24 protein-coding genes are annotated in these 24,383 nt (G+C 72.3%); 8 read left to right on the top strand and 16 right to left on the bottom strand.

Annotated elements, in window-relative coordinates:
- The first annotated feature begins 87 nt into the window (after positions 1 to 87).
- The 4 genes from ACFY12_RS06170 (at position 88) to ACFY12_RS06155 (ending at position 3,209) form a co-directional block, all read left to right on the top strand.
- On the top strand, positions 88 to 1,311 hold the full coding sequence (locus tag ACFY12_RS06170) for a sensor histidine kinase (RefSeq protein WP_390714562.1): 1,224 nt from the start codon (positions 88 to 90) through the stop codon (positions 1,309 to 1,311).
- Positions 1,308 to 1,916: a response regulator transcription factor gene (locus ACFY12_RS06165; RefSeq protein WP_390714561.1), complete on the top strand. Its 609-nt coding sequence runs from the start codon at positions 1,308 to 1,310 to the stop codon at positions 1,914 to 1,916. Before ACFY12_RS06170 ends, ACFY12_RS06165 begins: the two co-directional genes overlap by 4 nt.
- Positions 1,917 to 2,095: 179 nt before the next feature.
- Entirely contained in the window at positions 2,096 to 2,356 is a 261-nt protein-coding gene (locus tag ACFY12_RS06160; RefSeq protein ID WP_390714560.1) for a hypothetical protein, read from the top strand.
- A 76-nt stretch (positions 2,357 to 2,432) separates the two neighbouring features.
- A complete protein-coding gene (locus tag ACFY12_RS06155; protein WP_390714559.1) occupies positions 2,433 to 3,209 on the top strand; it encodes an SAM-dependent methyltransferase in 777 nt (258 codons plus the stop codon).
- A 27-nt stretch (positions 3,210 to 3,236) separates the two neighbouring features.
- Here ACFY12_RS06155 and ACFY12_RS06150 read toward each other — a convergent pair whose 3' ends face one another.
- Positions 3,237 to 3,773, bottom strand: coding sequence for a GNAT family N-acetyltransferase (locus ACFY12_RS06150; RefSeq protein WP_390714558.1), 537 nt, complete (start codon positions 3,771 to 3,773; stop codon positions 3,237 to 3,239).
- Between the two features lie 82 nt (positions 3,774 to 3,855).
- On the opposite strand from ACFY12_RS06150, the gene ACFY12_RS06145 reads away from it, so the two are divergent.
- Positions 3,856 to 4,437, top strand: a complete 582-nt coding sequence (locus ACFY12_RS06145; protein WP_390714557.1) for a methyltransferase family protein — start codon at positions 3,856 to 3,858, stop codon at positions 4,435 to 4,437.
- 217 nt (positions 4,438 to 4,654) lie between these two features.
- On the opposite strand, the gene pheT is transcribed toward ACFY12_RS06145, so the two are convergent.
- From pheT to infC, 7 genes are all read right to left on the bottom strand, one after another.
- Complete coding sequence (gene pheT, locus ACFY12_RS06140) at positions 4,655 to 7,180, bottom strand: phenylalanine--tRNA ligase subunit beta (RefSeq protein ID WP_390714556.1); 2,526 nt, start codon at positions 7,178 to 7,180, stop codon at positions 4,655 to 4,657.
- On the bottom strand, positions 7,180 to 8,304 hold the full coding sequence (pheS, locus tag ACFY12_RS06135; RefSeq protein WP_390714555.1) for a phenylalanine--tRNA ligase subunit alpha: 1,125 nt from the start codon (positions 8,302 to 8,304) through the stop codon (positions 7,180 to 7,182). The genes pheT and pheS overlap by 1 nt, the downstream gene beginning before the upstream one ends.
- A 152-nt stretch (positions 8,305 to 8,456) precedes the next feature.
- Positions 8,457 to 9,566 carry an ATP-binding protein gene (locus tag ACFY12_RS06130; RefSeq protein WP_390714554.1) on the bottom strand — a complete coding sequence of 370 codons (1,110 nt, stop codon included), beginning with the start codon at positions 9,564 to 9,566 and terminating at the stop codon, positions 8,457 to 8,459.
- A gap of 83 nt (positions 9,567 to 9,649) precedes the next feature.
- Entirely contained in the window at positions 9,650 to 10,504 is an 855-nt protein-coding gene (locus ACFY12_RS06125) for a TrmH family RNA methyltransferase (RefSeq protein WP_390714553.1), read from the bottom strand.
- A gap of 141 nt (positions 10,505 to 10,645) precedes the next feature.
- A complete protein-coding gene (rplT, locus tag ACFY12_RS06120; RefSeq protein ID WP_390714552.1) occupies positions 10,646 to 11,029 on the bottom strand; it encodes a 50S ribosomal protein L20 in 384 nt (127 codons plus the stop codon).
- A 104-nt stretch (positions 11,030 to 11,133) separates the two neighbouring features.
- Positions 11,134 to 11,328: a 50S ribosomal protein L35 gene (gene rpmI, locus ACFY12_RS06115; protein WP_016576627.1), complete on the bottom strand. Its 195-nt coding sequence runs from the start codon at positions 11,326 to 11,328 to the stop codon at positions 11,134 to 11,136.
- Positions 11,329 to 11,451: 123 nt separating this feature from the next.
- Entirely contained in the window at positions 11,452 to 12,138 is a 687-nt protein-coding gene (gene infC, locus ACFY12_RS06110; RefSeq protein ID WP_390714551.1) for a translation initiation factor IF-3, read from the bottom strand.
- Between the two features lie 343 nt (positions 12,139 to 12,481).
- On the opposite strand from infC, the gene ACFY12_RS06105 reads away from it, so the two are divergent.
- Positions 12,482 to 12,871, top strand: a complete 390-nt coding sequence (locus ACFY12_RS06105; protein ID WP_390714550.1) for a DUF1844 domain-containing protein — start codon at positions 12,482 to 12,484, stop codon at positions 12,869 to 12,871.
- A gap of 42 nt (positions 12,872 to 12,913) precedes the next feature.
- On the opposite strand, the gene ACFY12_RS06100 is transcribed toward ACFY12_RS06105, so the two are convergent.
- From ACFY12_RS06100 to ACFY12_RS06085, 4 genes are all read right to left on the bottom strand, one after another.
- Positions 12,914 to 13,660, bottom strand: a complete 747-nt coding sequence (locus ACFY12_RS06100; protein WP_390714549.1) for an MIP family channel protein — start codon at positions 13,658 to 13,660, stop codon at positions 12,914 to 12,916.
- An 81-nt stretch (positions 13,661 to 13,741) separates the two neighbouring features.
- Complete coding sequence (locus ACFY12_RS06095) at positions 13,742 to 14,473, bottom strand: SseB family protein (protein ID WP_390714548.1); 732 nt, start codon at positions 14,471 to 14,473, stop codon at positions 13,742 to 13,744.
- Between the two features lie 70 nt (positions 14,474 to 14,543).
- Positions 14,544 to 15,701 (bottom strand): type VII secretion-associated serine protease mycosin, encoded by a 1,158-nt coding sequence (gene mycP, locus ACFY12_RS06090; protein WP_390714547.1) that lies wholly within the window; start codon positions 15,699 to 15,701, stop codon positions 14,544 to 14,546.
- 47 nt (positions 15,702 to 15,748) lie between these two features.
- Positions 15,749 to 17,041 carry a hypothetical protein gene (locus ACFY12_RS06085; RefSeq protein WP_390714546.1) on the bottom strand — a complete coding sequence of 431 codons (1,293 nt, stop codon included), beginning with the start codon at positions 17,039 to 17,041 and terminating at the stop codon, positions 15,749 to 15,751.
- Positions 17,042 to 17,257: 216 nt separating this feature from the next.
- Here ACFY12_RS06085 and ACFY12_RS06080 point away from each other — a divergent pair, with 216 nt between their 5' ends.
- On the top strand, positions 17,258 to 18,481 hold the full coding sequence (locus ACFY12_RS06080) for an amino acid deaminase/aldolase (protein ID WP_390714545.1): 1,224 nt from the start codon (positions 17,258 to 17,260) through the stop codon (positions 18,479 to 18,481).
- 90 nt (positions 18,482 to 18,571) lie between these two features.
- Here ACFY12_RS06080 and ACFY12_RS06075 read toward each other — a convergent pair whose 3' ends face one another.
- The 4 genes from ACFY12_RS06075 to ACFY12_RS06060 form a co-directional block, all read right to left on the bottom strand.
- Entirely contained in the window at positions 18,572 to 19,855 is a 1,284-nt protein-coding gene (locus tag ACFY12_RS06075) for a haloacid dehalogenase-like hydrolase (protein ID WP_390714544.1), read from the bottom strand.
- Positions 19,856 to 19,944: 89 nt separating this feature from the next.
- Positions 19,945 to 20,748: a 3-oxoacyl-ACP reductase gene (locus ACFY12_RS06070; protein WP_390714543.1), complete on the bottom strand. Its 804-nt coding sequence runs from the start codon at positions 20,746 to 20,748 to the stop codon at positions 19,945 to 19,947.
- The gene (locus ACFY12_RS06065) at positions 20,745 to 22,115 is read right to left on the bottom strand and encodes an aldehyde dehydrogenase family protein (protein ID WP_390714542.1); all 1,371 of its coding nucleotides are present in this window, start codon (positions 22,113 to 22,115) and stop codon (positions 20,745 to 20,747) included. The genes ACFY12_RS06070 and ACFY12_RS06065 overlap by 4 nt, the downstream gene beginning before the upstream one ends.
- A 14-nt stretch (positions 22,116 to 22,129) precedes the next feature.
- Positions 22,130 to 23,497: a glutamine synthetase family protein gene (locus tag ACFY12_RS06060; protein WP_390714541.1), complete on the bottom strand. Its 1,368-nt coding sequence runs from the start codon at positions 23,495 to 23,497 to the stop codon at positions 22,130 to 22,132.
- Between the two features lie 73 nt (positions 23,498 to 23,570).
- On the opposite strand from ACFY12_RS06060, the gene ACFY12_RS06055 reads away from it, so the two are divergent.
- Positions 23,571 to 24,320, top strand: coding sequence for a FadR/GntR family transcriptional regulator (locus ACFY12_RS06055; protein ID WP_390714540.1), 750 nt, complete (start codon positions 23,571 to 23,573; stop codon positions 24,318 to 24,320).
- The last annotated feature ends 63 nt before the right edge of the window (positions 24,321 to 24,383 follow it).

Raw genomic sequence — 24,383 nt, 5'->3', positions numbered from 1 at the left:
TCCGCGGGTCACGGATACCGTGGAAACGCGGAAACACCGCGCGGCGGCAGGCCGCACACCCGAACGCAAGGACGGCGGTAGCGTGCTGTGACGTACGAAGGCATGAGCCCACCGGGCGACTGGTCGGCCGTCACACCGGAGCGATGGTCGCGGGGGTGGCGGCGCTTGGTCCTGGCCACCGGAATGCTGGTCTTCCCGCTGGTGACGGTGGCCGGAATAGCCGAGTACGCACACGGTACGGATGCCCTTGTCGGCTATGCGATCGTGGCCGGGTTCTGCTGTTGCTGTGCGCTCGCGGGCGCCTCGGCCGCACGGCTCGCCCGGACCCCGTTCCGGGTGCTGCTCGGCGCCATGTCCGTGCTGTTCGTCGCGGCCCTGCCGTACGCCCGTACCGACGCCTTCTTCCTGTGCGCGGTCATCGTCTCGATGGCGGCCGTCTTCGTACAGCGTCATGTGGCGCTGACGGTGGCGGTCTGCGCGCTCGCCAGCCTGGTCGTCCCGTGTCTGGTCCGCTCATGGCACGACGGGCCCGGCTGGGGCCAGGCGCTGGCGATCGTCTTCACCTCCCTGACCGTCTACGCGTTCTCCGAAATCGCCCGCGCCAACCGCTCGTTGCTCCAGGCGCGGGCCGAGGTGGCCCGGCTGGCCTCGGAGGCCGAGCGCGCCCGGATCGCGCGTGACCTGCACGACCTGCTGGGTCATTCGCTCACCGCCATCACGGTCAAGAGCGGTCTCGCGCGCCGCCTCGCCGCGAACGAGTCCTCCCGCGCGCTCCCCGAGATCGCCGAAGTCGAGCAGCTGACCCGCCAGGCGCTCGCCGAGGTGCGTGCCGCGGTGTCGGGCTACCGCGAGGTCACGCTCGCCAACGAACTCGCCCGCGGACGGGAGTTGCTGCGGGCGTCGGGCGTCACCGCCGACCTGCCCACGGCCACCGACGTGGTCGACCCCGCACATCAGGAGCTGTTCGGCTGGGCGGTACGGGAGGGCCTCACCAACGTCGCACGCCATGCGCGCGCCGGCCGGTGCACCGTCACGCTCTCGGCATCGGAAGTGGAAGTCCGCGACGACGGCGTGGGCGGCCCGTCCGGTGAAGGCAACGGGCTCTCCGGTCTGCGGGAGCGGGTCGCGGCGGCCGGCGGCCGGGTGGAGGCCGGACCGGTGAGTCCACGGGGCTGGCGCCTGCGCGTATCGCTCGAAGAAACGGCGGCTGCTGAAGAGACCGAAGAACTCGAAGAAACGGTCGCCACTGAAGAAACGGTCGCCACTGACGAATCGGTGGCCACTGAAGAAACGGTGGCCACCCTGCCATGACGATCCGTCTCCTGCTCGCCGACGACCAGACGCTGATCCTCCAAGCCCTGTGCGCGCTGCTGGACTTGGAGGAGGACTTCGAGGTCGTCGCCTCCGTGAGCCGGGGCGACGAGATCGTGGACGCGGCCCGGGAGGCCCGGCCGGATGTGGCGTTGCTCGACATCGAGATGCCCGGCCTCGACGGGCTGGCAGCGGCGGCGGTCCTCGCCGAACACGTGCCGTCCTGCCGCGTGGTCATCCTCACCACGTTCGGCCGCGCGGGCTACCTGCGCCGGGCCATGGAGGCCGGCGCCGTCGGGTTCGTGGTGAAGGACGCCCCGGTCGAGGTGCTCGCGGACGCCATCCACCGCGTGATGCGGGGAGAGCGGGTGGTGGATCCGGAACTGGCCGTGGCCACTCTGGCGGCGGGTGAATCCCCCCTCACCGCCCGGGAGCGCGATGTGCTCATCGCCGCACGCTCCGGTGCCACGGTGGCGGACATCGCGGCCGGCCTGTACCTGTCCGAAGGAACCGTTCGTAACTACCTTTCGGCGGCGACCACCAAAACCCGGACCCGCAATCGGATGGAAGCGCTGCGCGTCGCGGATGAACGCGGCTGGTTGTAGCTGCCGGTTACAGCGGTTGGTTATAGCGGTTGGTTATGGCAGCCGGTTATGGCGGTTGGTCGTAGAGCCTGGTTGCAGCGGCGGAGAATCACCCTTTTGCAGCATTCTGCCGGGCTCCGCGGATGTCCCTGTGGTGGTCTGTGTTGGTGGGTCCTGATCCCAACGAAAGGGGAACAGTCATGTCCGCTGCAGTCGTGGAATTCGTCGAAGAGCTGGTGACGCAGCCTCGCCGACAGCACGCGTTCCGCCGTTCGGCGGAGGCGTACGTCGCCGACAGCGCCCTGGGCACCGAGGAACGGGAGGCGGTCGTCTCGGGTGATGTGGGCCGTATCCGCGGTCTGCTGTCGCAGCACAGCCCGGTCAGGGAAGAGGCTTCCGCAGTCCTCCTCCTCGTCATCCTCGGCTTTGAACCTGACGACGAGGGTGCGTCCGGCTCGTAGGCGAGCAGATCCACAAAAGAACAGATCCGTAAGCGAGCACGTCTATAAGGGAGCCGGTGGCCTGGTGGAGGTAACCATGGAAAACGCGCAGTTGGTCGTGGTGGGGACCGGGTATCGGGCCATCGGCGACCTCACGGTGGAAGCACGGGCCTGTATCGAGCAGGCTGACAAAGTGCTGTGCCTGATCGGGGACCCTTTGGTGACCCGTCACATCGGACAGCTGAATCCCTCGGTCGAAACACTCGACGACCATTACGCCGCGGGCAAGCCACGGTATGACTCCTATGAGGAGATGGTCGAGCACACCCTGTCCGAGGTACGCCGCGGCCAGTTCGTGTGTGTGGCCCTGTACGGGCATCCGGGGGTGTTCGCCTACATGGGGCATGAGGCGATCCGCCGGGCGCGCCTGGAGGGGATTGCGGCACGCATGGTTCCCGCCTGCTCCGCGGAGGACTGGCTGTTCGCCGACTTGGGCCTGGACCCTGGGCAGCAGGGGTGCCAGAGCTTCGAGGCGACCGATTTCCTGATCCGCCACCGCGTCTTCGACCCCACGAGCTTGATGATCCTGTGGCAGGTCGGTGTGATCGGCATGCCCGACCGCGATCGGCGGTTCGACCCGGTCCCCGGCGCCACCTGCCTGACCGAGGTCCTGGTCCCCCACTACGGAGCCGACCATCCGGTCACCGTCTACGAGGCATCGCCGTATGTCGCCGCGGAGCCCCGCATGACCACCACACCGCTGGCGAAGCTTCCTGATACCGCGCTGTCGGCAGCTTCCACACTGGTCGTACCGTCCCTGCCGCAGCGGCCGGTCGACCGGGAACTGCTGGCCCGCTTCACCCGTCGCCGTTGACCGTCGAGCAGGCGCCCGGCCATGCCCTCAGTCATCCGCTGCCGGTGGCGGGAGGTCGCTGCGCAGGACCGCGAGCACGTCCAAGTCCCGCCAGCCGCCCCCACGCCAGGCGGCACCGCGGGCCGTGCCCTCGTGGACCATCCCCGCCCGCTCGGCGCAGCGGCGGGCCGCGATGTTGCCGGCCTCCACATGGGCCTCGATGCGGTGTGCCTGGGTGTGCGCGAACAGGTAATCCACCACGGCACGGCTCGCCCCCGCCATCACACCGCGGCCGCGTTCCTCCGGCAGTACGAAGACCCCGACGTTCCAGCACTGCGACACCCCGTTGTACGCCACGGGGCGCCAGGTCATCGCGCCTACCGCCGCGTCCTGCCGCACCAGGGCCAGCATGCTGACGTCGGGCGACAGCAGCCGGTCCCTCTCCCATCGCTGCCGCAGCGCCGTCGTGTTGCCGGACCATCCGGTCCACGCGTACTGCCCCAGAACCTCAGGATCGTTCAGCATCCGGTCCAGGACCGGGAGCTCACTCTCCCGGAATGGACGGAGAGGAAGAACCTCGCTCATGCCTCGCACCTCGCTCATCTCTTGTCTCACCTTCCGGAAACCTGCGCTGAAGCAGCCCGCACACGGCCCGTCCAGGACCGCCGTGGCCTGGACTCTGGCAGCCGCTACGGCAGCAGCGGCGTACGGCCTCGAGGCCAGGTGGGCCCTGCGTGAGCGTCGCCGGAACCGCCACTGCCCGCCCCAGCCGCTCGCCGCGGACCGGCGCAGCACCTACGTCGTGCTCACCGCTCTCGCCCTCGGCGAGGCCGGCGCGGCGGCTCTGCTGTACGGCACCCGGTCCGCACGCCTGACGGGCGACCGCGCGACCAACACGCTCATCGCCCTGCCCGGTGTCTGGGCCGGCCTGGCACTGCGCCACTGGGCGGTGGCCTGCCTGGGCGAGCACTTCCGCGGCACCATCGATGTCCGTCCCGGCCAGCCGGTGGTCCGCACCGGCCCCTACCGCTATCTGCGGCACCCCTCCTACGCCGGAGGCCTGATCGTGATCGCCTGCGCCGGGTTCTGCCTGGACCACCTGCCGGCCCACCTCGTCCTCACCGGCAGTGCCGTGGCCGGCTCCCTCTACCGCATCCATGCCGAAGACACCGTCCTCACCTCCGCCCTCGGCACGGACTACACCGAGTACGCCGCTCGTACCGCACGCCTGATCCCAGGGATCTGGTGAACCGCCACCGGGCGGCCGCCTGGTCCGCACCACTCCGGCCTGCGCAAGGTACCTCCGTGGAGCGCGTATGACGTTCCACGCCCAGGCGTGTCGTCTCCGGCCGGCGGGAATCAGCCGGCGGGCGGATTTCCCCACGGAACGGCAAAGGGCGAGGGCGCGGACGGCTCGTACCGTCCACGCCCTCGCCCCGGTTGCTGCCGGGTGACCGGTGAGGCCGTCAGCCCCGCAGGGCCGCGCCCGTCCGCTCCACGGCCGTCGCCACCGCCGCGTCGCGCGCGGCCGAGGCCTCGTCCGCGGTCAGCGTCCGGTCCGAGGCGCGGAAGCGCAGCGCGTACGCCAGCGACTTCTTGCCCGCGCCCACCTGCTCCCCGGTGAAGACGTCGAACAGCCGCAGCGATTCGAGGAGTTCGCCCGCGCCGTCGCGGAGCGCGGCCTCGACGTCCGCCGCCGGAACCGTGTCGTCGACGATCAGCGCGACGTCCTGCGTGGCGACCGGGAAGGCGGAGATCTTGGGCGCCGTCAGCGGGCCGCTGCCGGCCTGCTCCAGGCGGTCCAGGTCGATCTCCATCGCGCAGCTCCGCTCGGGCAGGGAGAGCGCCTTGATGACCCGCGGGTGGAGCTCACCGGCGTTGCCGACCAGGACCTCCTCACCATCGACGAGGGCGAGCAGCGCCGCGCACCGGCCCGGGTGGAACGGGGCGTGCTGGTCCTGACGGACGATCAGCTCGACGCCCGCCTCCCGGGCGACCGTACGGCCCGCCTCGATGGCGTCCGCCCAGTCCGCGGGGCGTCCCGCACCCCACCAGCCGGTCTGCTCACGGCCTCCGGCGAGCACCACGGCGGCCCGCCGCGGCTGCTGCGGCAGCGAGGCGTCCAGTGAGGCGATCTCGTCGTCGGTCGGCCGGCGGTCGACGACCAGGCGGCTGGCCGGCTTCTCGTCACCGGTGGCGCGGAAGACCGGGCCGGTCTCGAAGAGCGCGAGGTCGTGCGTACCGCGCCCGTAGTTGCGGCGGAGCGAGCCGAGCAGGCCGGGCAGCAGCGTGGTGCGGAGGTCGGGCTCCTCGTCGCTGAGCGGGTTGACGAGGGTGACCGCCGTGCGGCGCGGGTCGTCCGGCTCGATGCCGAGCTGGTCGAGGACGTGCGAGCCGGTGAAGGGGTAGTTCAGCGTCTCGACGTAGCCGGCGCCGGCCAGCGCCCGGCCGACCCTGCGGTGCAGCCGCTGACGCTCGGTCAGCCCGCGGCCGGCCGGCGGCAGCGGGAGGGTGGAGGGCAGGTTCTCGTAGCCCTCCAGCCGGATGACCTCTTCGGCCAGGTCGTTGGGGTCGCTGAGGTCCGGCCGCCAGGACGGCACGGTCACGACCAGCTCGTCCTGGCCGTAGACGTCGCAGCCGACCTCCTGGAGGCGGCGGACGACGGTCTCCCGGCCGTAGACGACACCGGCGACCTTGTCCGGGTGGTCGGCGGGGACGGTGATCGTCCGCGGGCCGCGGGGCGAGACGACCTCGGTGACGCCTTCCTCGGCGGTGCCGCCGCCGAGCAGCACCAGCAGGTCGACGGTCCGCTGGGCCGCGGCGGACGCGGCCTCCGGGTCGACGCCGCGCTCGAAGCGCTTGGCGGCTTCCGAGGAGAGCTTGTGCCGACGGGCGGTACGGGCGATGGAGATCGCGTCGAAGTGCGCGGCCTCGACGACGATGTCGGTGGTGCCGCGCACCCGGCCGGTCTCCGGGTCGGTGACAGCGCCGCCGATCTCGGTGTTGGCACCGCCCATCACGCCCGCCAGGCCGATCGGCCCGCGGTTGTCGGTGATGACCAGGTCCTCGGCGTCCAGCGTCCGCTGGGTGCCGTCCAGGGTGGTCAGCCGCTCGCCGGCGGTGGCGCGGCGGACGCCGATCGGGCCGTCGACGCTGGCCCGGTCGTAGGCGTGCAGCGGCTGGCCGAGCTCCAGCATCACGTAGTTGGTGATGTCGACGGGGAGCGAGATCGGACGCATCCCGGCCTTCTGGAGGCGGCGCTGGAGCCAGAGGGGGCTGCGCGCCTCGGGCTGCACACCGGTGACCGTACGGGCGGTGAAGCGGTCGCAGCCGATCGGGTCGGCGACCTGGACCGGGTAGCCGTTGGCGTTCGGCGGCGGGACGTCCAGCAGCGCCGGGTCGCGCAGCGGCAGCCCGTAGGCGATGGCGGCCTCGCGGGCCACTCCGCGCATCGACAGGCAGTAGCCGCGGTCCGGGGTGACGGCGATGTCCAGCACCTCGTCGACGAGCTCGAGCAGCTCGATGGCGTCGGTGCCGGGCTCGTACTCGGGCGGCAGCACGATGATGCCGCCGCTGCCGTCATCGCCCATGCCGAGCTCGTCGCCGGAGCAGATCATGCCGTGCGACTTCTTGCCGTACGTCTTGCGCGCGGCGATCTTGAAGTCGCCGGGCAGCACGGCGCCGGGGAGGACGACCACGACCTTGTCGCCGACCGAGAAGTTGCGGGCACCGCAGACGATCTCCTGCGGCTCGCCGGTGCCGTTGGCGGCGCCGACGTCGACGGTGCAGAAGCGGATCGGCTTCTTGAAGCCCTCCAGCTCCTCGATGGTCAGCACCTGGCCGACGACGAGCGGGCCGGTGAGGCCCGCGCCGAGGCGCTCGACGGTCTCGACCTCCAGGCCGACCGCGACCAGCTTCTCCTGTACGTCCCGGCCGGTCTCCGTCGCCGGCAGGTCGACGTACTCCCGCAGCCAAGAAAGCGGGACCCGCATCAGATCTCCATCCCGAACGGCCGGGTGAACCGGACGTCGCCCTCGAACATGTCGCGCATGTCTTCCACGTTGTGCCGGAACATCAGCATCCGGTCGATTCCGAACCCGAAGGCGAACCCGCTGTACTTCTCCGGGTCGACACCGCAGGCGATCAGCACCTTGGGGTTGACCATGCCGCAGCCGCCCAGCTCGATCCAGCCCTCGCTGGAGCAGGTACGGCAGGGCCGGTCGGGGTTGCCCACGGACTCGCCACGGCAGACGTAGCAGACCATGTCCATCTCGGCGGACGGCTCGGTGAACGGGAAGTAGTTCGGCCGCAGCCGGGTCTTCATGTCCGGTCCGAACAGCGCCCGGACCATGTGGTCGAGGGTGCCCTTGAGGTCGGCCATGGTCAGGCCCTCGTCGACGGCGAGCAGCTCGATCTGGTGGAAGACCGGGGAGTGCGTGGCGTCCAGCTCGTCGGTGCGGTAGACCCGCCCCGGGCAGACGACGTAGACGGGCGGCTCGCGGTCGACGAGCGTCCGGGCCTGCACCGGCGAGGTGTGGGTGCGCAGCACGACGCCGGATTCGTCGCCCTCGGTGCCGTTGCCCTGGACGAAGAAGGTGTCCTGCATCTGGCGGGCGGGGTGGTCCGGGACGAAGTTGAGCGCGTCGAAGTTGAACCACTCCGCCTCGACCTCGGGGCCCTCGGCGACCTCGTAGCCCATCGCCACGAACACGTCGGCGACCCGCTCCATGAACGTGGTCAGCGGGTGCCGGGCGCCGGCCGGGGTGCGGTCGTAGGGCAGCGTGACGTCCACCGCCTCCTCGACCAGTACCCGGGCGTCGCGCTCCGCCTCCAGCTCCTCCTGACGGGCCTTGAGCGCCTGGTTCACCCGGCCACGGGCCTGGCCGACGCGCTTGCCGGCCTCCGCCTTGGCCTGCGGGGGCAGGGCGCCGATCTCGCGGTTGGCGAGGGCGAGCGGCGAGGTGCCACCGGTGTGCGCGACCTTCGCCTGGGCGAGCGCGTCGAGATCGGCCGCGGCCGCGAAGGCGGCGAGCGCCTCGTCCCGCATACGCTCGATCTCTTCCGGTTTGAGTGCTTCGACCTCGACAGGGTCGTACGACTTATTGGGTGCGGACATCTCTTCCCGTGCTTCCGGTGGACTGGCTTGGCTTGGCTCGCTTCGCCTCGGCGAGTGCCCCCGATGATGCCTGTGCGCCAAAGGTGCCAAAGGCCAAGTCTAAGGGGCGGGCCGTCGGCGTACGGCCCGCGGGGCGCCCGCCGCGATCGGCCCTAGTTCATGAAGGCCGGTGCCGCGACGGGCAGGCTGAAGCGGAACTGGGCGCCGCCGGCCGGGGCCCGGCCGACCGTGATCGTGCCGCCGTGCGCCTCCACGATGCCCTTGACGATGTAGAGGCCCAGGCCCGTGCCGCCGCGCTTGCTGCCCCGCCAGAACCGCGTGAACACCCGGCTCATCGACTCCTCCGGGATGCCCGGGCCCTCGTCGCTCACGGTCACACTCGTCCCCTCCGCGCTGGTCGCGTCCGATACCGGTCCGACCTCGATGGTGACGGTTCCCTCGCCGTGCCGCACCGCGTTTTCCAGCAGGTTGCCCAGCACCTGGTCCACCTTGTCCGGATCCGCCCACAGATCGGGCAGCGGCTCCCGCATCCGGACGAGGAAGCGGTCGGGCCGCTCACCGGCGGTGGTCTGCGCCTGGACGTGCCGGCGCACCGCCGCGACCATGTCGACCCGCTGCCGCCGCACCTCCAGCCGCCCGGAGTCGATCCGGGAGATGTCCAGCAGCTCGGCGATCAGACGGGTGACGCGGTTGGCGTCGGCGTCCACGGTCTCCAGCATCAGCCGCTTCTGGTCGTCGGTGAAGCGTTCCCACTTCTGGAGGAGGGTGGCGGTGAACCCCTTGACGGAGGTCAGCGGGGAGCGCAGTTCATGGGCGACGGTGGCGATCAGCTCGGCGTGGCTCAGCTCGGTGCGCCGCCTGGCCTCGGTACCGCGCAGCGCGATCACCAGGCGCTGCACGGGACCGGTCGGCCGGGCCCGCACATAGCGCGCGGAGACCAGCACCTCACGGCCGCCGAGCAGCAGATTGCGCTCGGGCTGGCCGCGGCGGATGGCCAGCCCGCCGTACGGGTCGGTCAGCCGCCACCAGCGGCGGCCCTCGACGTCCTGGAGCGGAAGGGCGTCTTCGAGGGGGCGGCCGAGCGCTTCCCCGGACGGTATGCCGGTGATCCTCGCGGCGGCGGCGTTGAAGCAGATCACCCGGCCGTGTTCGTCGGCGACGACCAGGCCGTCGGGCAGTGTGTCGGGGTCGAGGCCGCCCACGGATTCGTCGGACGGGCAGCCCTCAGCAGCGACCGCGATGCCAGAAGTCCTCACACTCATCCCCGTTACCCCCTTCCGGGCCCCGGGCACGCAAGACTACTAGCTCGCATCGGAGGCGCCGGGGGAATCCCGGCCACGCCCCCTCAGGCGGGTGACACCGCGCGGCAGCCGCCGGCGCCGCGCTGGGCACGGGCGGAGGCGTAGAGGCAGACCGCGGCGGCCGTCGCGAGGTTGAGGCTCTCGGCCTTGCCGTGGATGGGGACCCGTACGACGGCGTCCGCCAGCGCCCGGGTCTCCTCGGGCAGCCCCCAGGCCTCGTTGCCGAAGACCCAGGCGGTGGGCCCGCCCATGGAGCCGGCGTCCAGCTCGGCGTCGAGGTCACGGTCGCCCGCGCCGTCGGCGGCCAGAATCCGGACGCCTGCGGTCCGCAGCCCGCTCACCACCCGCTCGACGGGTACGCCGACCGCGACCGGGAGGTGGAAGAGCGAACCGACCGACGCCCGTACGGACTTGGGGTTGTAGAGGTCCACCGAGGCGTCGGTGAGCACCACCGCGTCCGCGCCGGCGGCGTCCGCGCAGCGCAGCACCGTGCCCGCGTTGCCGGGGTCGCGGACGTTCGCGAGCACCGCGACCAGCCGCGGGCGGGCCGCGAGGATCTCCTCGAACGGCGAGTCGAGGAACCGGCAGACGCCGAGCAGGCCCTGCGGGGTGACCGTCTGGGAGATGTCGGCGACGGTCCGGTCGTCGGCGAGGTGCACCCGCACCCCGGAGGCCCGGGCGGCCTCGACGATCTCGGCATGCCGCTCGGCGGCCTCGACGGTCGCGAACAGCTCGACGAGCGTGGACTCACCGCCGACGCGGTGGGCGATCGCCTCCCGTACGGCCTGCGGGCCCTCGGCGATGAACCGGCGCTCCTTGCCCCGGAAGGCACGGCGGGCCAGCCGCCGGGCGTCGGTGACGCGCGGGGAACGCGGGGAGATCAGCTCGGGGGTGCCCATGGGCGGCGGCTCGCTTCTGTTGTTCGTGCGGTGGGGGTCCGGCGTACGGGGTCCGGGCCGGTAGCGGGGCCGGACGGAAATGCGGCGGACCCGCAGGCCGGGGGCCTGCGGGTCCGCGTCACAACGTCGTCAGGCTGGGGTTCAGGCAGCCTTCGGGGCGTTGACGTCGCTCGGGAGCGCCTTCTGGGCGGCCTCGACGAGCGCGGCGAACGCGTTCGAGTCGTTGACCGCGAGGTCGGCCAGGATCTTGCGGTCCACCTCGATGTTGGCGGCCTTCAGACCCTGGATGAAGCGGTTGTAGGTCATGCCGTTGGCGCGGGCAGCGGCGTTGATGCGCTGGATCCACAGCTGACGGAAGTCGCCCTTGCGCTTCTTGCGGTCGTTGTAGTTGTAGACGAAAGAGTGGGTGACCTGCTCCTTCGCCTTGCGGTACAGGCGGGAGCGCTGGCCGCGGTAGCCGCTGGCCTGCTCGAGGATCGCCCGGCGCTTCTTGTGGGCGTTGACTGCCCGCTTGACGCGTGCCACTTGTTAACTCCTTGTAGCGGGGCCGCGGTTGTTCGTCACGCGGCCCGGTTCGATTGGGTCCCGGTCCTGGTCCAGCGCCCCGGCCGTCGGCGGGGCGCCCGGACTCACTTGCCGAGAAGCTTCTTGATCTTCGCGGCGTCGCCCGGGGCCATCTCGGCGTTGCCGGTGAGGCGACGCGTCACGCGGGACGACTTGTGCTCGAGCAGGTGGCGCTTGCCGGCGCGCTCACGCAGCACCTTGCCAGAGCCGGTGACCTTGAAGCGCTTGCTGGCACCGCTGTGCGTCTTGTTCTTCGGCATGCGCCGTTCTCTCCTCGTCAGTGGCGCTCCCACCGGCATGGACCGGCTGACGGGAGCGTCAGATGTATCGGTTGGTGTCCGGGGCGGGTGCCCCGGCATGCATCCGGGGCTCGCGCCCGTGGATCACGCCTCGGCGGGCTCCCCGGCGGGCTCCTCCGCGGGAGCCCCACCCTGGCGCTCCGCCTTGCGGGCGGCCTGCGCCTCACGGGCCTCGGCCATCGCCTCGGTCTTCTTCTTGTGCGGACCGAGGACCATGATCATGTTGCGGCCGTCCTGCTTCGGGTTCGACTCGATGAAGCCGAGGTCCTGGACGTCCTCCGCGAGGCGCTGCAGCAGCCGGAAGCCCAGCTCGGGGCGGGACTGCTCGCGACCACGGAACATGATCGTGATCTTGACCTTGTCACCCTGCTTGAGGAACCGGACGACGTGACCCTTCTTGGTGTCGTAGTCGTGCGGGTCGATCTTCGGCCGGAGCTTCATCTCCTTGATGACCGTGTGCGCCTGGTTCTTGCGCGCCTCACGGGCCTTCATGGCCGACTCGTACTTGAACTTTCCGTAGTCCATGAGCTTGCAGACCGGCGGACGGGCGTTCGCCGCCACCTCGACCAGGTCGAGGTCGTACTCCTGCGCAAGCTCCAGGGCCTTGGCAAGCGGCACAATGCCGACCTGCTCGCCACTGGGACCGACGAGTCGCACCTCGGGGACGCGAATCCGGTCGTTGATGCGGGGCTCGGCGCTGATGGATCCTCCTCGGTAGCACCACGCGACGGCCTGGCGGACTGCCGCGTAACGTCTGTTCGGTGTGACCAACCGCGCCGTGACGTGAAAAACGCCCCGGACGGGACACAGGCGGGGCTCCAGAACGAGATCGGGAGCACCGCCGCGAAGTCTCCGCGGGGCGCAGCCTGACCAGTGACCCGCCGTCCCTGAGGTCGGCCGGGTGGGAGATCGGAGCCTCCACTTGTGGGCCGTTCACATACGTGTCCGGCCGGTCGGAACACCAGAATACACGAGTCAAGAGGGCAGCCCTACTCGTGTGCGGATGGTGTGCGCACTCGTGTGCGGACGGTGTGCGCACGCGGACGTCCCCGGACGCGGGGCCCGCGGGCGCGGGTCATAGGCTTGAGCCGACCCCTCAGCAGGAAGAAGCCACATGAGTGACCAGACCCCGCAGCAGCCCGACGCCGCGAGCGCGACGGACGCGCCGCGTCCCGACTTCGACAGCATGACCCGGGACATCGCGGAGGTGCCGGCGGTCGAGGTGATCACCACGGTCGCGGTGCACCTGATGAGCTCGGCGGCGGTCAACCTCGGGCTCGCCGAGGAGGGCGCCCAGCACAAGGACCTCGACGAGGCACGCAAGCTGATCCACGCCCTCGCCGGACTGGTGACGGCCAGCGCCACCGAGATCGGCTCCTACCACGCCGCACCGCTGCGCGACGGCCTGAAGTCGCTCCAGCTGGCGTTCCGCGAGGCATCGATCGTTCCGGACGAGCCGGGGCAGGGGCCGGGCGAGAAGTTCACCGGTCCCGTGTTCGCCTGATACGTCCGATACCGATACGCCTGATCGTCACACCTGTGGTCTTCAGGTGGGCCCAGCGTCGGCCTGGGGAGGGTGCGTGACCTGGTGTACGGCGGCGGCGATCACGCCACCGATTAGGGGTGCGACGAGGAAGAGCCACACCTGGGTGAGCGCCGCGCCGCCGGCGAACAGGGCCGGTCCGAGGGACCGGGCCGGGTTCACGGAGGTGCCGTCCAGGGGGATGCCGATGAGGTGGACGGTGGCCAGCGCCAGGCCGATCGCCACGCCGGCGAGGCCGGCCGCCGCGCCCGCGTGGGTGACCGACAGCACCACGTAGACGAAGAGGAAGGTCATCACCATCTCGGCGACGAACGCGCCGCCGAGGTTGATGTGCACCGCCGAGCGGTCGCCCCAGCCGTTCGTGCCGAAGGCGCCGTCCGTCTGGAGCCCCGGGACCTGCTTGGCCACCAGGAAGAGCAGCGCGGCGCCGGCGATACCACCGACGATCTGGGCGATCCAGTACTCGACGGCGGTGCGCGGCGGGATCCGGCGCGCCAGCAGCATGCCGAGGGTGACCGCGGGGTTGATGTGGCAGCCCGAGACCGGGCCGAGGGCGTAAACCAGTGCCAGCATCGTGAAGCCGAAGGCCAGGGCGATGCCGAAGGTGCCGATGTACTCACCGGCCAGCACCGCCGAGCCGACGGCGAAGAACACCAGGAGCAGCGTGCCGAGGAACTCGCACACGACGGCCCGGCTCACGGCCGGGGCCGCGCCGCCCTCGGGCTCGGTTTCCGTCTCCGTTGTCTCCATGTGGCTCTCCTCGCGTGGATCTTGAGCTCTCCTCGCATTGTGCGGCCGTGGAGACGATCGCGCCCGTTGGGGCGTGACGGGTCAGCGCTGGTAGAGGGGTTCCCCCGGGGTGGTGGCGCCGGGCCGCAGGAGGGCCAGGTCGAGGCCCTTGACGAGCCGGGCTCGCAGGGTCTCGTCGGCGGCCAGGGCCTGGGCGAGCCGCTGGGCGGCCTCGGCGGGCGGGGCGTCGGCGGCCAGGCCGAGGGCGAGAGTGCCGTCGGTCTCGGCGGAGGGCGCGAGATGGGCGGCGAGGACGGCGGGCTCGGCGGCGAGCACGGCACGCAGGGCGTCGGTGACGGCCGGGTCGGCGAGCGGGTCGGCGCTCGTACGGCCCTCGGCGAGGGCGCGCAGGGCGGGGCCGGTCAGTGCGTAGGTCACCGGGCCGGCCAGGTCGACGACGACGGTGTCGGCCTGCTCGTGGGCGGCGGCCAGCAGCGCCTGCTCCAGGGGAACGGCCACCGGGCGGGCGTCGGGGCGCCAGCGGTGCAGCGTCTCCATGGAGGTGAAGGCGGGCAGGGCACGGCGGCCGTCCGGGGCCTGGAGCGTGGGCACGGCCATATCGCTGGTCTTCTCGCGGCGGAGACCGTCCGGGCCCTCCTCCACCTCGCCGAGGACGGCGACGACGGGAACGAGGACGCGGGCGCCGGCCAGCGCGGCCAGGAGCCGGGGTTCGGTGCTCCGGTCGGTGTCGTAGGCCGCCAGCGCCGCCGCGAGGGCGGGGTCGGCGGAGCCGTCGTCGTCGGCGAAACCGGGGTCGGGGATGTTCTTCTGCACGGTCCCGAGCGTATCGGGGCGGTGTGCGGCGTCGTCCGGCGCGTCCGGTGGGGCGTTCCGTGGGGCGCGGTCAGGTACGGGTGCGCCGGAGGAGGAAGGCGGTGGTGAGGAGGGCCAGGCCGATGGCGCCGGCGGTCCAGGGGAGCCAGGGGGTGGGGGTGTCGTCGGTGGCGTCCGGGGTCGGGCCGGGGCCGAAGTAGCGGTGGGCGTAGGCGGCGGGGGACGGCTTCTGCGGGGTGGGCTCGAGGCCGGCGGCGGCCTCCAGGGCGGCGGCGGGGTCTATCAGGCCGGCGCCGAGGTCGTCGTCGCGGCCGCCCTCGGGGGCGTCCTGGGCGGTCGAGGCGAGCAGACCGCGGATCTGAGCGGGGCTGAGGTCGGGATGGGCGGAGCGGATCAGGGCGATGGCGCCGGAGACGAAGGCGGCGGCGGGGCTGGTGCCCCAGCCGTTGACGTAGCCGTCGTCGTTGCCGGCCATGAGGATGTCGTGGCCGGGGGCGCTGACCGCGGCGTACCAGTGGCGGGTGGAGAACGGGGCGCGGCCGCCCTGCTCGGTGACGGCGGTGACGGCGATGACACCCGGGTAGGCGGCGGGGTAGGAGGCGCGGTTGCCCTTGATACCGCCGTTGCCGGCGGAGGCGACGACGGGGATGCCCTTGCCGAGGGCGTACTGGATCGCGGCGTCCTCCCGGGGCTCGGGGTGTGCGGTCTCGCTGTCGTCGCCCAAGGACATGCTGATCACGTCGGCGCCGTGGTCGGCCGCGTAGCGGATGCCGTCGGCGAGCGCGCCGGCCCGGGCGGTGCGGGCGCGTTCGCGCTCGGGGTCCTTGTCCTCCAGGATGACGCGGACCGGGAGGATCCGGGCCTCGGGGGCGACTCCGAGGATGCCGTCCTGGTTGCCCGGTCCGTGGCCGCGGCCGGCGATGACGCTCGCCATGCCGGTGCCGTGCTGTGCCCAGGTGGCGTCGCCGGGGCCGGCGCCGAAGCCGACCAGGTCCTTCTCGGGCAGCACCTGGCCTTCGAGGTCGGGGTGGCGGGCGTCGACGCCGGTGTCCAGGACGGCGACGGTGGTGCCTGCGCCCTTGGTGGTGCGCCAGGCCTCCTGGGCGTGGACGGCCTGCAGGCCCCACTCCTGGGCGCGGATGGCGTCGGCCCGGGCCGGTACGGCGGGGAGCAGGGCGAGCGCCGCGGAGGCCAGCGCGGTGGCACCACGCAGCAGGTTGTTCCTCATGGCTGCCTTCGTCACGGCCTTCCTCATGGCCTTCGTCACGGCCTTCGTCATGCCGGCGACTCCGCGCTCTTCCCGGGGATGCCGGAGGCCGTGCGGAAGGCCGCCGCGACACGGTCCGCGAGGTCCTTCGCATCGTGGCCGAGGCCGGATTCGGCCGGGGCGGTGGTGGCGCCGGCCCGGGTGGCGGCCTCGGCGGGCTGCGGTGCGGCGACGGTGCGGCCGTCGGCGAAGCCGGAGACCGCGTACACGACGACCGGGATGTCGGTGAGCACCCTGACCGTCCAGCTCGCCCGCTGCGCGCGCCCGAAGCGCTCGGCGGGGGTGCCCTTGGGCGCGTACGGCAGCGGCATCAGGTCGGTGCGGTGGCCCAGACTCTGGGTGCTGAAGCGGGTGTTGAGGGCCAGCATGCCGGCCAGGTCGGCCTCGGTGGTCTGGGCGCCGACGGTGATGACGTTGGTGCGGGTGGCGTCGAGGTAGGTGGCGCGCAGCAGGCGGACGCAGCCCGCCCGGGCGAGGGCCTGGGCGAGCGGTGCGTCGTAGGCGTCGGCGCAGCCGCCGTCGGGGGCGACGGCGATCCGGCTCCAGGTCCGGTCGGCGCCTCCGGGGCCGATGCCCAGGCCCTCGACGGTGCGCGGGAAGAGGGTGTCGACGGGGGTGTTGTGCCAGGCGTCGCGGCCCTTGGCGAAGGCGGCCTCGCGGGAGGGCGGGCCGTCGGCGCGGGTGGCGGTGAGCCAACTCCCGGCCGCCGCGCCGCCGAGGAGGCCGATGCCGAGGACGAGGCAGGCCGCGGCGGTGATCATCCGGGCGCCGGGACGGCGGCCGGTCCCGGCCGGCCGTGGGGACGGCGCGGGCACGCCGCCGGCCGTCTGGGGCGGGGGCGGTGTCCGGGGCCGGGGAGGACGCGGCGGGTGCTCGGCCGCGGGAGTGGGGGGCCGGCTGCCGGGCGCCGCGGACGGGGTGGCGGAGGCCGGTTCGGGGGCCGGCGGGGTGGCGGCGGCGCGCTCGTGGGGCTCGTGCCACAGGTCCTGGCTGCGGGCGAGGTGGTAGGCGGCGGTGTCGCGGAAGGCGGCGGGCTGTCCGGCCGGGCCGGGCGGCGGTGCGGTGGGGCGGGGCGGAACCGCCGGGCGCGCGGGGCCGGGTGGCGGGACGGAGGCCGCGGGGTGGTGCGCGGACGGGGCCGGTGGGGCGGGTGGGGCGGCGGGGGGTACGGGCGGGGCAGCGGGGACGCGGCGGCGCAGCACGGCCGTATGAGGGTCCTCGTCCGGCGCGGGTGCCACGGGCGGGTGCGGGGGTATGGGCGGGATCCGTCGCGCATCGGCGAATTCTGCGTCGGTGCTCACCCGCGCTCCCCCTCGCGCCGCCTCCCCGCCTAACCCGATGCGCAATCGGGGCAGGGTGGTTCGTATCCGGACAACACGCCGCTGACCTGCTGGTTGCGGCATCGAGTCACTCTACGGGCTGGCCGCGCCGGTGCGGCAACCCACGGGCGACCCGGTGTCCACTCTGTCGGGATCTCTCCCCTACGCGGCGGCGGGGAGCTCTGGCAGGCTGCGGTCATGCCTTCGCAGAGAGCCGACGCGCGGGGCGAGAAGCCCTGTGGCGACTACGACCGGGCCACCGCCCACCTCGACGCCCCTCTGGCCGTCATCGACCTCCGGGCTTTCGACGCCAACGCCGCCGATCTGGTGCGCCGCTCCCGGGGGAAGCCGATCCGGGTGGCGAGCAAGTCGGTGCGCTGCCGGGCGCTGCTGGAGCGGGTGCTGGCGCGGGACGGCTTCGCCGGGATCCTCGGCTTCACGCTGGCCGAGTCGTTGTGGCTGGCGCGCTCCGGTTTCCCGGACGTGCTGGTGGCGTACCCCTCGGCGGACCGGGCGGGCTTCGCCGAGCTGACCACCGATGCCGGGCTCGCGGCCGCGGTGACGGTGATGGTCGACGACCCGGCACAGCTGGATCTGATCGACGCGGCCCGGCCCCGGGGTGCGGGCGGCGGCGAGGAGGTACGGGTGTGCCTGGAGCTGGACGCCTCGTACCGGCTGGGGGCGGTACGGGTCGGTGCCCGGCGGTCACCGCTGCGGTCGCCGGACCATCTGGCCGCGCTGGCCCGGTCGGTGGTGCGCCGGCCCGGTTTCCGGCTGGTGGGGCTGATGGCCTACGAGGGGCATGTGGCGGGGGTGGGCGACGAGGTCGCCGGCCGGCCGGTGTTCTCGCGGGCGGTCCGGGTGATGCAGGCGGCGGCGCGCAAGGAGCTGGCGCGGCGGCGCTGGGAGGCCGTACGGGCGGTGCGGGCGGTGGCACCGCGGCTGGAGTTCGTCAACGGCGGCGGTACGGGGAGTGTGCAGCACACGGCGGCGGAGGCGGCGGTCACCGAGATCGCGGCGGGATCGGGGCTGTATGCACCGGCGCTGTTCGACAACTTCCGTTCGTTCCGCGGGCGTCCGGCGGCGCTCTTCGCCCAGCCGGTGGTCCGCCGGCCCGGCCGTGGAGTGGTGACGGTGCTCGGCGGCGGCTATCCGGCGTCGGGGGCGGCGGGTGCGGACCGGCTGCCGGTGCCGTATCTGCCGACCGGACTGCGCTATGACCCTCAGGAGGGGCCCGGTGAGGTGCAGACGCCGCTGCTGGGGCCGGCCGCGGACGGCCTGGCGATCGGCGACAAGGTGTGGTTCCGGCACGCGAAGGCCGGTGAGCTGTGCGAGCGGTTCGACGCGCTGCAGCTGATCGACGGGGACCGGGTGGTGGACACGGTGCCGACGTACCGGGGCGAGGGCCGCACCTTCCTGTGACACCCGCACAGGAAGGTGCGGCCCCCGGGCCCCCGGGCCCCCGGGCCGTCAGCCGTCAGCCGTCAGCCGTCAGCCGTCAGCCGTCAGCCGTCAGCCGTGAATGGTGTCCTGCTGGTCCGGGATCACCGAACCGTCCGGGCGGCGGACCGGGCCGTGCGTGCCGTCCGGCCGGGTGTAGCCGGTGGTCGAGCACGGGTACGGGGCGGCCTGGCGCCGGTTCGGGTCGATGAACATCGGGTTGACCACCCAGCGGCCGTCGCTGTTGTCGTAGGCGCGGCACATGACCTCGGCCTTGTTGCGGTTGAGGACGAGGTGGGCGCCGGTGGCGTCGCCGACGAACGTCACGTCCGTGTCGGCGTCACCGCCGCCGAGCGCGATGCGCCGGTCCCACGGCTGCTGCTGCCAGGCCTTCTTGCCCTTGACGCGGTAGATTTCCTGGTTGATGAAGCAGCGCTTGCCGTCCATGTACGGGATGGCCTCGCCCTTGCTGACGGGGACGTCGCCGCAGCCCTGGGTCCAGGGGGTGATCCGGCCGCGCTTGTCCAGGACCGAGCGGATCGCGATGGTGTGGTCGCGGTCGATGCCGACGCCGCGCGACCACACCTCGGCGACCGGCTCCGAGCCCGCCGAGACGATGTAGACGTCGAATCCGGCCTTCTTGAGCGTGCGGATCAGGTCGCGCTGCTGGTCGTAGTAGCGGGCGTAGCCGGAGACCTCGTGCGTCCCGACCTTCTGGGTGGCACCCACCGGCGCGGCCAGGGCCTCCTTGCGGGCCTTCCTGGTGTACGACTCCAGCTGCCGCACGGTGTGTCCCGTGAAGAGCTGGGGCACCCATGCGTACTGCGGGACGGTGCGCCGGTGGTTCCACTCGCCCGCGAAGGCGGCCGCGCCGCTCATCGTCCTGCCCTCGGCGCGGATCTCGAAGATCTCGTCCGCGCAGGCGGCGTTGGTGGAGGTGCGCAGCCGCTTGCCGACGGGCACGTCGGTGCCGCAGGCCTTGGTCAGGGCGGCGTCGGCCTCGTCGGTCAGCCACTTGCTGGTGGACTTCCAGCTCGCCGGGCGGAGGATCTTGTCGTGCCGGAGCGCCCAGGCGATGGTCAGGTCGGTGATGTCGTTCTTGACGACGGTGTTGTCCCAGTCGAAGGCGGCGACCGGCCGGGGGCCTCCTATGCCGCTGCAACTGCCGCGCTCGTCGATCATCTTCTGGAGCTTGGCGCGGTTGTCGCCGTACCACTGCAGGTCCGTGGACAGCTGGGGGCAGGCGGTGCGCGACCGGGGTTGGGCCGGCGCGGCCGTGGCGGTGGCGGCGGGCACCGAGGCCGCGAGGGCGGCGGCCGCGAGCAGGCCGGAGACGAGGGTGCGCTGGGTACGCATGCATCCTCCTTGACGCATGAGGGGCAGGACCGCAACCGGAACCGGCACGAGAGCCGGTTCCGGTGCTGGTCATGGACCTTACAGAGGGGCTAGAGCGGAGTGACGTAGGCCCCGGCGATACCGCCGTCGACCAGGAATTCGGCGGCGTTGACGAAGGAGGAGTCGTCGCTGGCGAGGAAGGCGACCGCGGACGCGATCTCCTCGGGCTCGGCGAACCGACCGACCGGGACGTGGACGAGACGGCGCGCCGCGCGCTCGGGGTCCTTGGCGAACAGTTCCTTGAGCAGCGGAGTGTTCACCGGGCCGGGGCACAGGGCGTTCACCCGGATGCCCTCACGGGCGAACTGCACGCCCAGTTCGCGGGACATGGCCAGCACGCCGCCCTTGGAGGCGGTGTAGCTGATCTGGGAGGTGGCGGCGCCCATGACGGCGACGAAGGAGGCGGTGTTGATGATGGAGCCGCCGCGCCCGGTCTGCTGGAACTGGCGCTGCATATAGGGCAGGGCGTGCTTGCAGCAGAGGTAGACGGAGGTGAGGTTGACCTCCTGGACGCGCTTCCAGGCATCGAGGCCGGTGGTGAGGATGGAGTCGTCGTCGGGCGGGGAGATACCGGCGTTGTTGAAGGTGATGTCGACCGAGCCGTAGGCGTCGAAGGCGGTCTTGTAGAGCGCCTCGACCTGCTCGGAGTCGGTCACGTCGACCTGGACGAAGCGCCCGCCGACCTCGTCCGCGGCCTTCTTGCCGGCGGCCTCGTCGATGTCGGCGCAGACGACATGGGCGCCTTCCGAGGCCAGCCGGCGGGCGGTGGCCAGGCCGATGCCGCTGCCGGCTCCGGTGATCACGGCGGTACGGCCGACGAGGCGGCGGCACACTGCGGTCTGGTCGTCGCTCACTGGGACTCCTCTGTGCTGATGAAGATGTTCTTGGTCTCGGTGAAGGCGGTGAGCGCGTCCGGGCCCAGTTCACGGCCGAGTCCGGACTGTTTGAACCCGCCGAACGGGGTCCAGTAGCGCACGCTGCTATGGGAGTTGACGGAGAGGTTGCCGGCCGCGACGGCACGTGAGACGCGCAGCGCCCGGCCGACGTCGCGGGTCCAGATCGAGCCGGAGAGCCCGTAGTCGCTGGCGTTGGCGAGCCGTACCGCATCGGCCTCGTCGTCGAAGGGGAGGGCGACCGCGACCGGGCCGAAGATCTCCTCGACGGCGGTACGGTCCCCGGGCCGGCCCTCCAGGACGGTGGCCGGGTACCAGAAGCCCTTCCCGGCGGGCACCTCGCCGCGGATGGCGGCGGGGGCGTCCTCGGGGACGTAGGACCGTACCCGCTCGCGCTGGGCGGCGGAGATCAGCGGGCCCATCCGGGTGGCGGGGTCGGCCGGGTCGCCCGCCACGAACGCCTTGACGGCGGGCTCCAGCAGCTCCATGAAGCGGTCGTAGACGCTCCGCTGGACGAGGATGCGGCTGCGGGCGCAGCAGTCCTGGCCGGTGTTGTCGAGGAAGGAGGCGGGGGCGGCGGCCGCCGCTGCCTCGATGTCGGCGTCGGCGAAGACGATATTGGGGCTCTTGCCGCCGAGTTCGAGGGTGAGCCGTTTGGTCTGTGCCGCGCAGCGGGCGGCGATCTGCCGGCCGGTGGCGGTGGAGCCGGTGAAGACGACCTTGGCGACGCCGGGGTGGTCGACCAGTGCGGTGCCGGTGACCGGGCCCTCGCCGGGCAGGACCTGGAAGAGGTGCTCGGGGAGGCCGGCGTCCAGGGCGAGTTCGGCGAGCCGGAGGGCGGTGAGCGGGGTGGTCTCGGCGGGCTTGAGGAGGACGGCGTTGCCGGCCGCGAGGGCGGGGGCGGTGCCCCAGGCGGCGATCGACATCGGGAAGTTCCAGGGGGCGATCACGGCGACGACGCCGAGCGGCTCCTGGACGGTGATGTTCAGCCCGCCGGCGACCGGGATCTGACGTCCGGTCAGCCGTTCCACTCCCCCGGCGGCGTAGTGCAGCAGATCGCGGACGTTGCCGGCTCCCCAGCGGGCATTGCCCAACGGGTGCCCGGCCTCGCGGAGTTCGAGATCGGCGAGCGGGTCGACATGGGCGTCGACGACCTCGGCGAAGCGGCGCAGGATCCGGGCCCGGTCGCCGGGGGCCACCGCGGCCCAGGCCTCCTGGGCGGTGGCGGCCCGGCGGACCGCGGCGTCGACCTCGTCGGGGGAGGTGGTGGGGACGGTGGCCACCAGTTCCTCGGTGGCCGGGTTGATGATCTTCAGCTCGTGCAACACGGGTGGTGGTTTCCTCACATGCGCTCGAAGGAGCGGAAGCGCTCCCAGTCCGTGACGGCGGCGTCGTAGGCGTCCTGTTCGACGCGGGCCATGTGGCGGTAGTGGTCGACGACCTCGTCGCCGAAGGCCTCCCGCGCGACGGCGCTGCGCTCCCACAGCCCGGCGGCCTCGCGGAGGCTGGTGGGGACGTGCGCGGCGTCGGCGGTGTAGGCGTTGCCGGTCGTCGCCTCGGGGAGCTCCAGCTCGTGCTCTATGCCGTACAGGCCGGCCGCGACCATGGCGGCGACCGCGAGGTAGGGGTTCACATCGCCGCCGGGGAGGCGGTTCTCCAGGCGGTGGGCACGGCCATGACCGACGACCCGGAGGGCGCAGGTCCGGTTGTCGGGGCCCCAGGCGACGGCGGTGGGGGCGAAGGAGCCGGGCCGGAAGCGCTTGTAGGAGTTGATGTTGGGGGCGTAGAAGAGGGTGAAGTCGCGCAGCGCGGCGAGCTGGCCGGCGAGGAAGTGCCGCATGGTGGGCGACATGCCGTAGGGGCCGGAGTCGTCGGCGAGGACCGGCCGGCCCTGCTCGTCCTGGAGCGAGAGGTGGATGTGACAGGAGTTGCCCTCACGCTCGTCGTACTTGGCCATGAAGGTGAGCGCCATGCCCTCCTGGGCGGCGATCTCCTTGGCGCCGGTCTTGTAGATCGCGTGCTGGTCGCAGGTGGTGAGCGCCTCGTCGTAGACGAACACGATCTCGTGCTGGCCGAGGTTGCACTCGCCCTTGGCGGACTCGACGGTCATCCCGGCCGCGCCCATCTCGTTGCGGATGCGGCGCAGGACGGGTTCGACGCGCCCGGTGCCGAGGACGGAGTAGTCGCCGTTCCACTGGTTGGCCGGGGTCATCTGGCGGTAGCCGCGTGACCAGGCGTCCTCGTAGGAGTCCTTGAAGAGCAGGAACTCCAGCTCGGTGCCGGCGAAGGCGCGCCAGCCCCGCTCGGCCAGCCGGTCGAGCTGGCGGCGCAGGATCTGCCGGGGTGAGGCGGCGACCGGGGAGCCGTCGTGCCAGGCGAGGTCGGCGGTGATCAGGGCGGTGCCCGGGTTCCAGGGGGTGCGGCGCAGGGTGGCGGGGTCGCCGTGCATGGCGAAGTCGCCGTAGCCGCGTTCCCAGGAGGACATGGCGTAGCCGTCGACGGTGTTGAGGTCGACGTCGACGGCGAGGAGGTAGTTGCAGCCCTCCGTGCCGTGGTCGAGGACGGTGTCGAGGAAGTACCGGGCCGCGAACCGCTTGCCCTGGAGCCTGCCCTGCATATCGGTGAAGGCGAGGACGACAGTGTCGATCTCCCCGGTGTCGACGAGGGCTCTGAGCTCCCCGACGGAGAGTGGGGGCGTGCGGTCTGCCACGGTGGTGCCTCCTGTCACTGCATCCGGAGGTCATAAGGTATGCACATGAACCATTGCTTGGGAAGGGGTGACGATGGACGGTGCGGCTGACCGGCTGGCACCCGTACTGCGGCCGGTGCGGGCGGGCAACGGTTTCGAGGAGGCCCTGGAGCAGATACTCCAGATCGTCCGGCTCGGCCTGGTACCCCAGGGCGAACGGCTGCCCGCGGAGCGGGAGTTGGCCGAGCGGCTCCAGATCAGCCGGGTCACCCTGCGCGAGGTGCTGAAGGTGCTCCAGGACGAGGGCCTGGTGGAGAGCCGGCGCGGGCGCTACGGCGGCACCTTCGTCCGGGTGCGGACCGAGACCCCGGGCGAGACCGAGCTGCGCCGCCGGATCGAGAAGACCGATGTCGAGGACACGCTGCGGTTCCGGGAGGTGCTGGAGGTGGGCGCGGCCGGGCTGTGCGCCGCGCACGGCCTGGCCGGGGAACGGGCCGACCGGCTGCGGGCGGCCCTGGCGGCGACCCAGGACGCACCGCTCGCGGACTACCGCCGGCAGGACACCCTGCTGCACCTCACCCTCGCCGAGCTGTCCGGCTCCCCGTCGCTGGCCGCCCAGTACGCGGCCGTGCGGGCGACCGTGAACGAGCTGCTGGACTGCATTCCGCTGCTGGTACGCAATCTGGAGCACTCGCAGGCCCAGCACGGCGCGCTGGTCGAGGCGGTGCTGGAGGGCGACGCCGACGGCGCCCGCGAGGTGATGCGGGAGCACTGCTGCGGGACCGCGGCGCTGCTGCGCGGCTTCCTGGCCGCACCGGCACACCCTGAGGCCCCTGCGCTCTGAGACCCCGGCACCCTGAGACCCCGGCGCCCCGAGGCCCCGGTTAACCATTCTTTTACACAGAGG

It is taken from the genome of Streptomyces sp. NPDC001339 (assembly GCF_042895955.1).
Taxonomy (GTDB): domain Bacteria; phylum Actinomycetota; class Actinomycetes; order Streptomycetales; family Streptomycetaceae; genus Streptomyces.
Note: the sequence above shows the minus strand (reverse complement) of the source record. Positions and strands in the feature narration are given on the sequence as shown.

What these genes read in the sequence shown, in the direction of transcription:
- ACFY12_RS06165 (WP_390714561.1), top strand. Translation starts at nt 1,308, where the DNA reads ATGACGATCCGTCTCCTGCTCGCCGACGACCAGACGCTGATCCTCCAA.
- ACFY12_RS06160 (WP_390714560.1), top strand. Translation starts at nt 2,096, where the DNA reads ATGTCCGCTGCAGTCGTGGAATTCGTCGAAGAGCTGGTGACGCAGCCT.
- ACFY12_RS06155 (WP_390714559.1), top strand. Translation starts at nt 2,433, where the DNA reads ATGGAAAACGCGCAGTTGGTCGTGGTGGGGACCGGGTATCGGGCCATC.
- ACFY12_RS06150 (WP_390714558.1), bottom strand. Translation starts at nt 3,773, where the DNA reads ATGAGCGAGGTTCTTCCTCTCCGTCCATTCCGGGAGAGTGAGCTCCCG.
- pheT (WP_390714556.1), bottom strand. Translation starts at nt 7,180, where the DNA reads ATGCGGGTCCCGCTTTCTTGGCTGCGGGAGTACGTCGACCTGCCGGCG.
- pheS (WP_390714555.1), bottom strand. Translation starts at nt 8,304, where the DNA reads ATGTCCGCACCCAATAAGTCGTACGACCCTGTCGAGGTCGAAGCACTC.
- ACFY12_RS06130 (WP_390714554.1), bottom strand. Translation starts at nt 9,566, where the DNA reads ATGAGTGTGAGGACTTCTGGCATCGCGGTCGCTGCTGAGGGCTGCCCG.
- ACFY12_RS06125 (WP_390714553.1), bottom strand. Translation starts at nt 10,504, where the DNA reads ATGGGCACCCCCGAGCTGATCTCCCCGCGTTCCCCGCGCGTCACCGAC.
- rpmI (WP_016576627.1), bottom strand. Translation starts at nt 11,328, where the DNA reads ATGCCGAAGAACAAGACGCACAGCGGTGCCAGCAAGCGCTTCAAGGTC.
- ACFY12_RS06105 (WP_390714550.1), top strand. Translation starts at nt 12,482, where the DNA reads ATGAGTGACCAGACCCCGCAGCAGCCCGACGCCGCGAGCGCGACGGAC.
- ACFY12_RS06100 (WP_390714549.1), bottom strand. Translation starts at nt 13,660, where the DNA reads ATGGAGACAACGGAGACGGAAACCGAGCCCGAGGGCGGCGCGGCCCCG.
- mycP (WP_390714547.1), bottom strand. Translation starts at nt 15,701, where the DNA reads ATGAGGAACAACCTGCTGCGTGGTGCCACCGCGCTGGCCTCCGCGGCG.
- ACFY12_RS06080 (WP_390714545.1), top strand. Translation starts at nt 17,258, where the DNA reads ATGCCTTCGCAGAGAGCCGACGCGCGGGGCGAGAAGCCCTGTGGCGAC.
- ACFY12_RS06075 (WP_390714544.1), bottom strand. Translation starts at nt 19,855, where the DNA reads ATGCGTACCCAGCGCACCCTCGTCTCCGGCCTGCTCGCGGCCGCCGCC.
- ACFY12_RS06055 (WP_390714540.1), top strand. Translation starts at nt 23,571, where the DNA reads ATGGACGGTGCGGCTGACCGGCTGGCACCCGTACTGCGGCCGGTGCGG.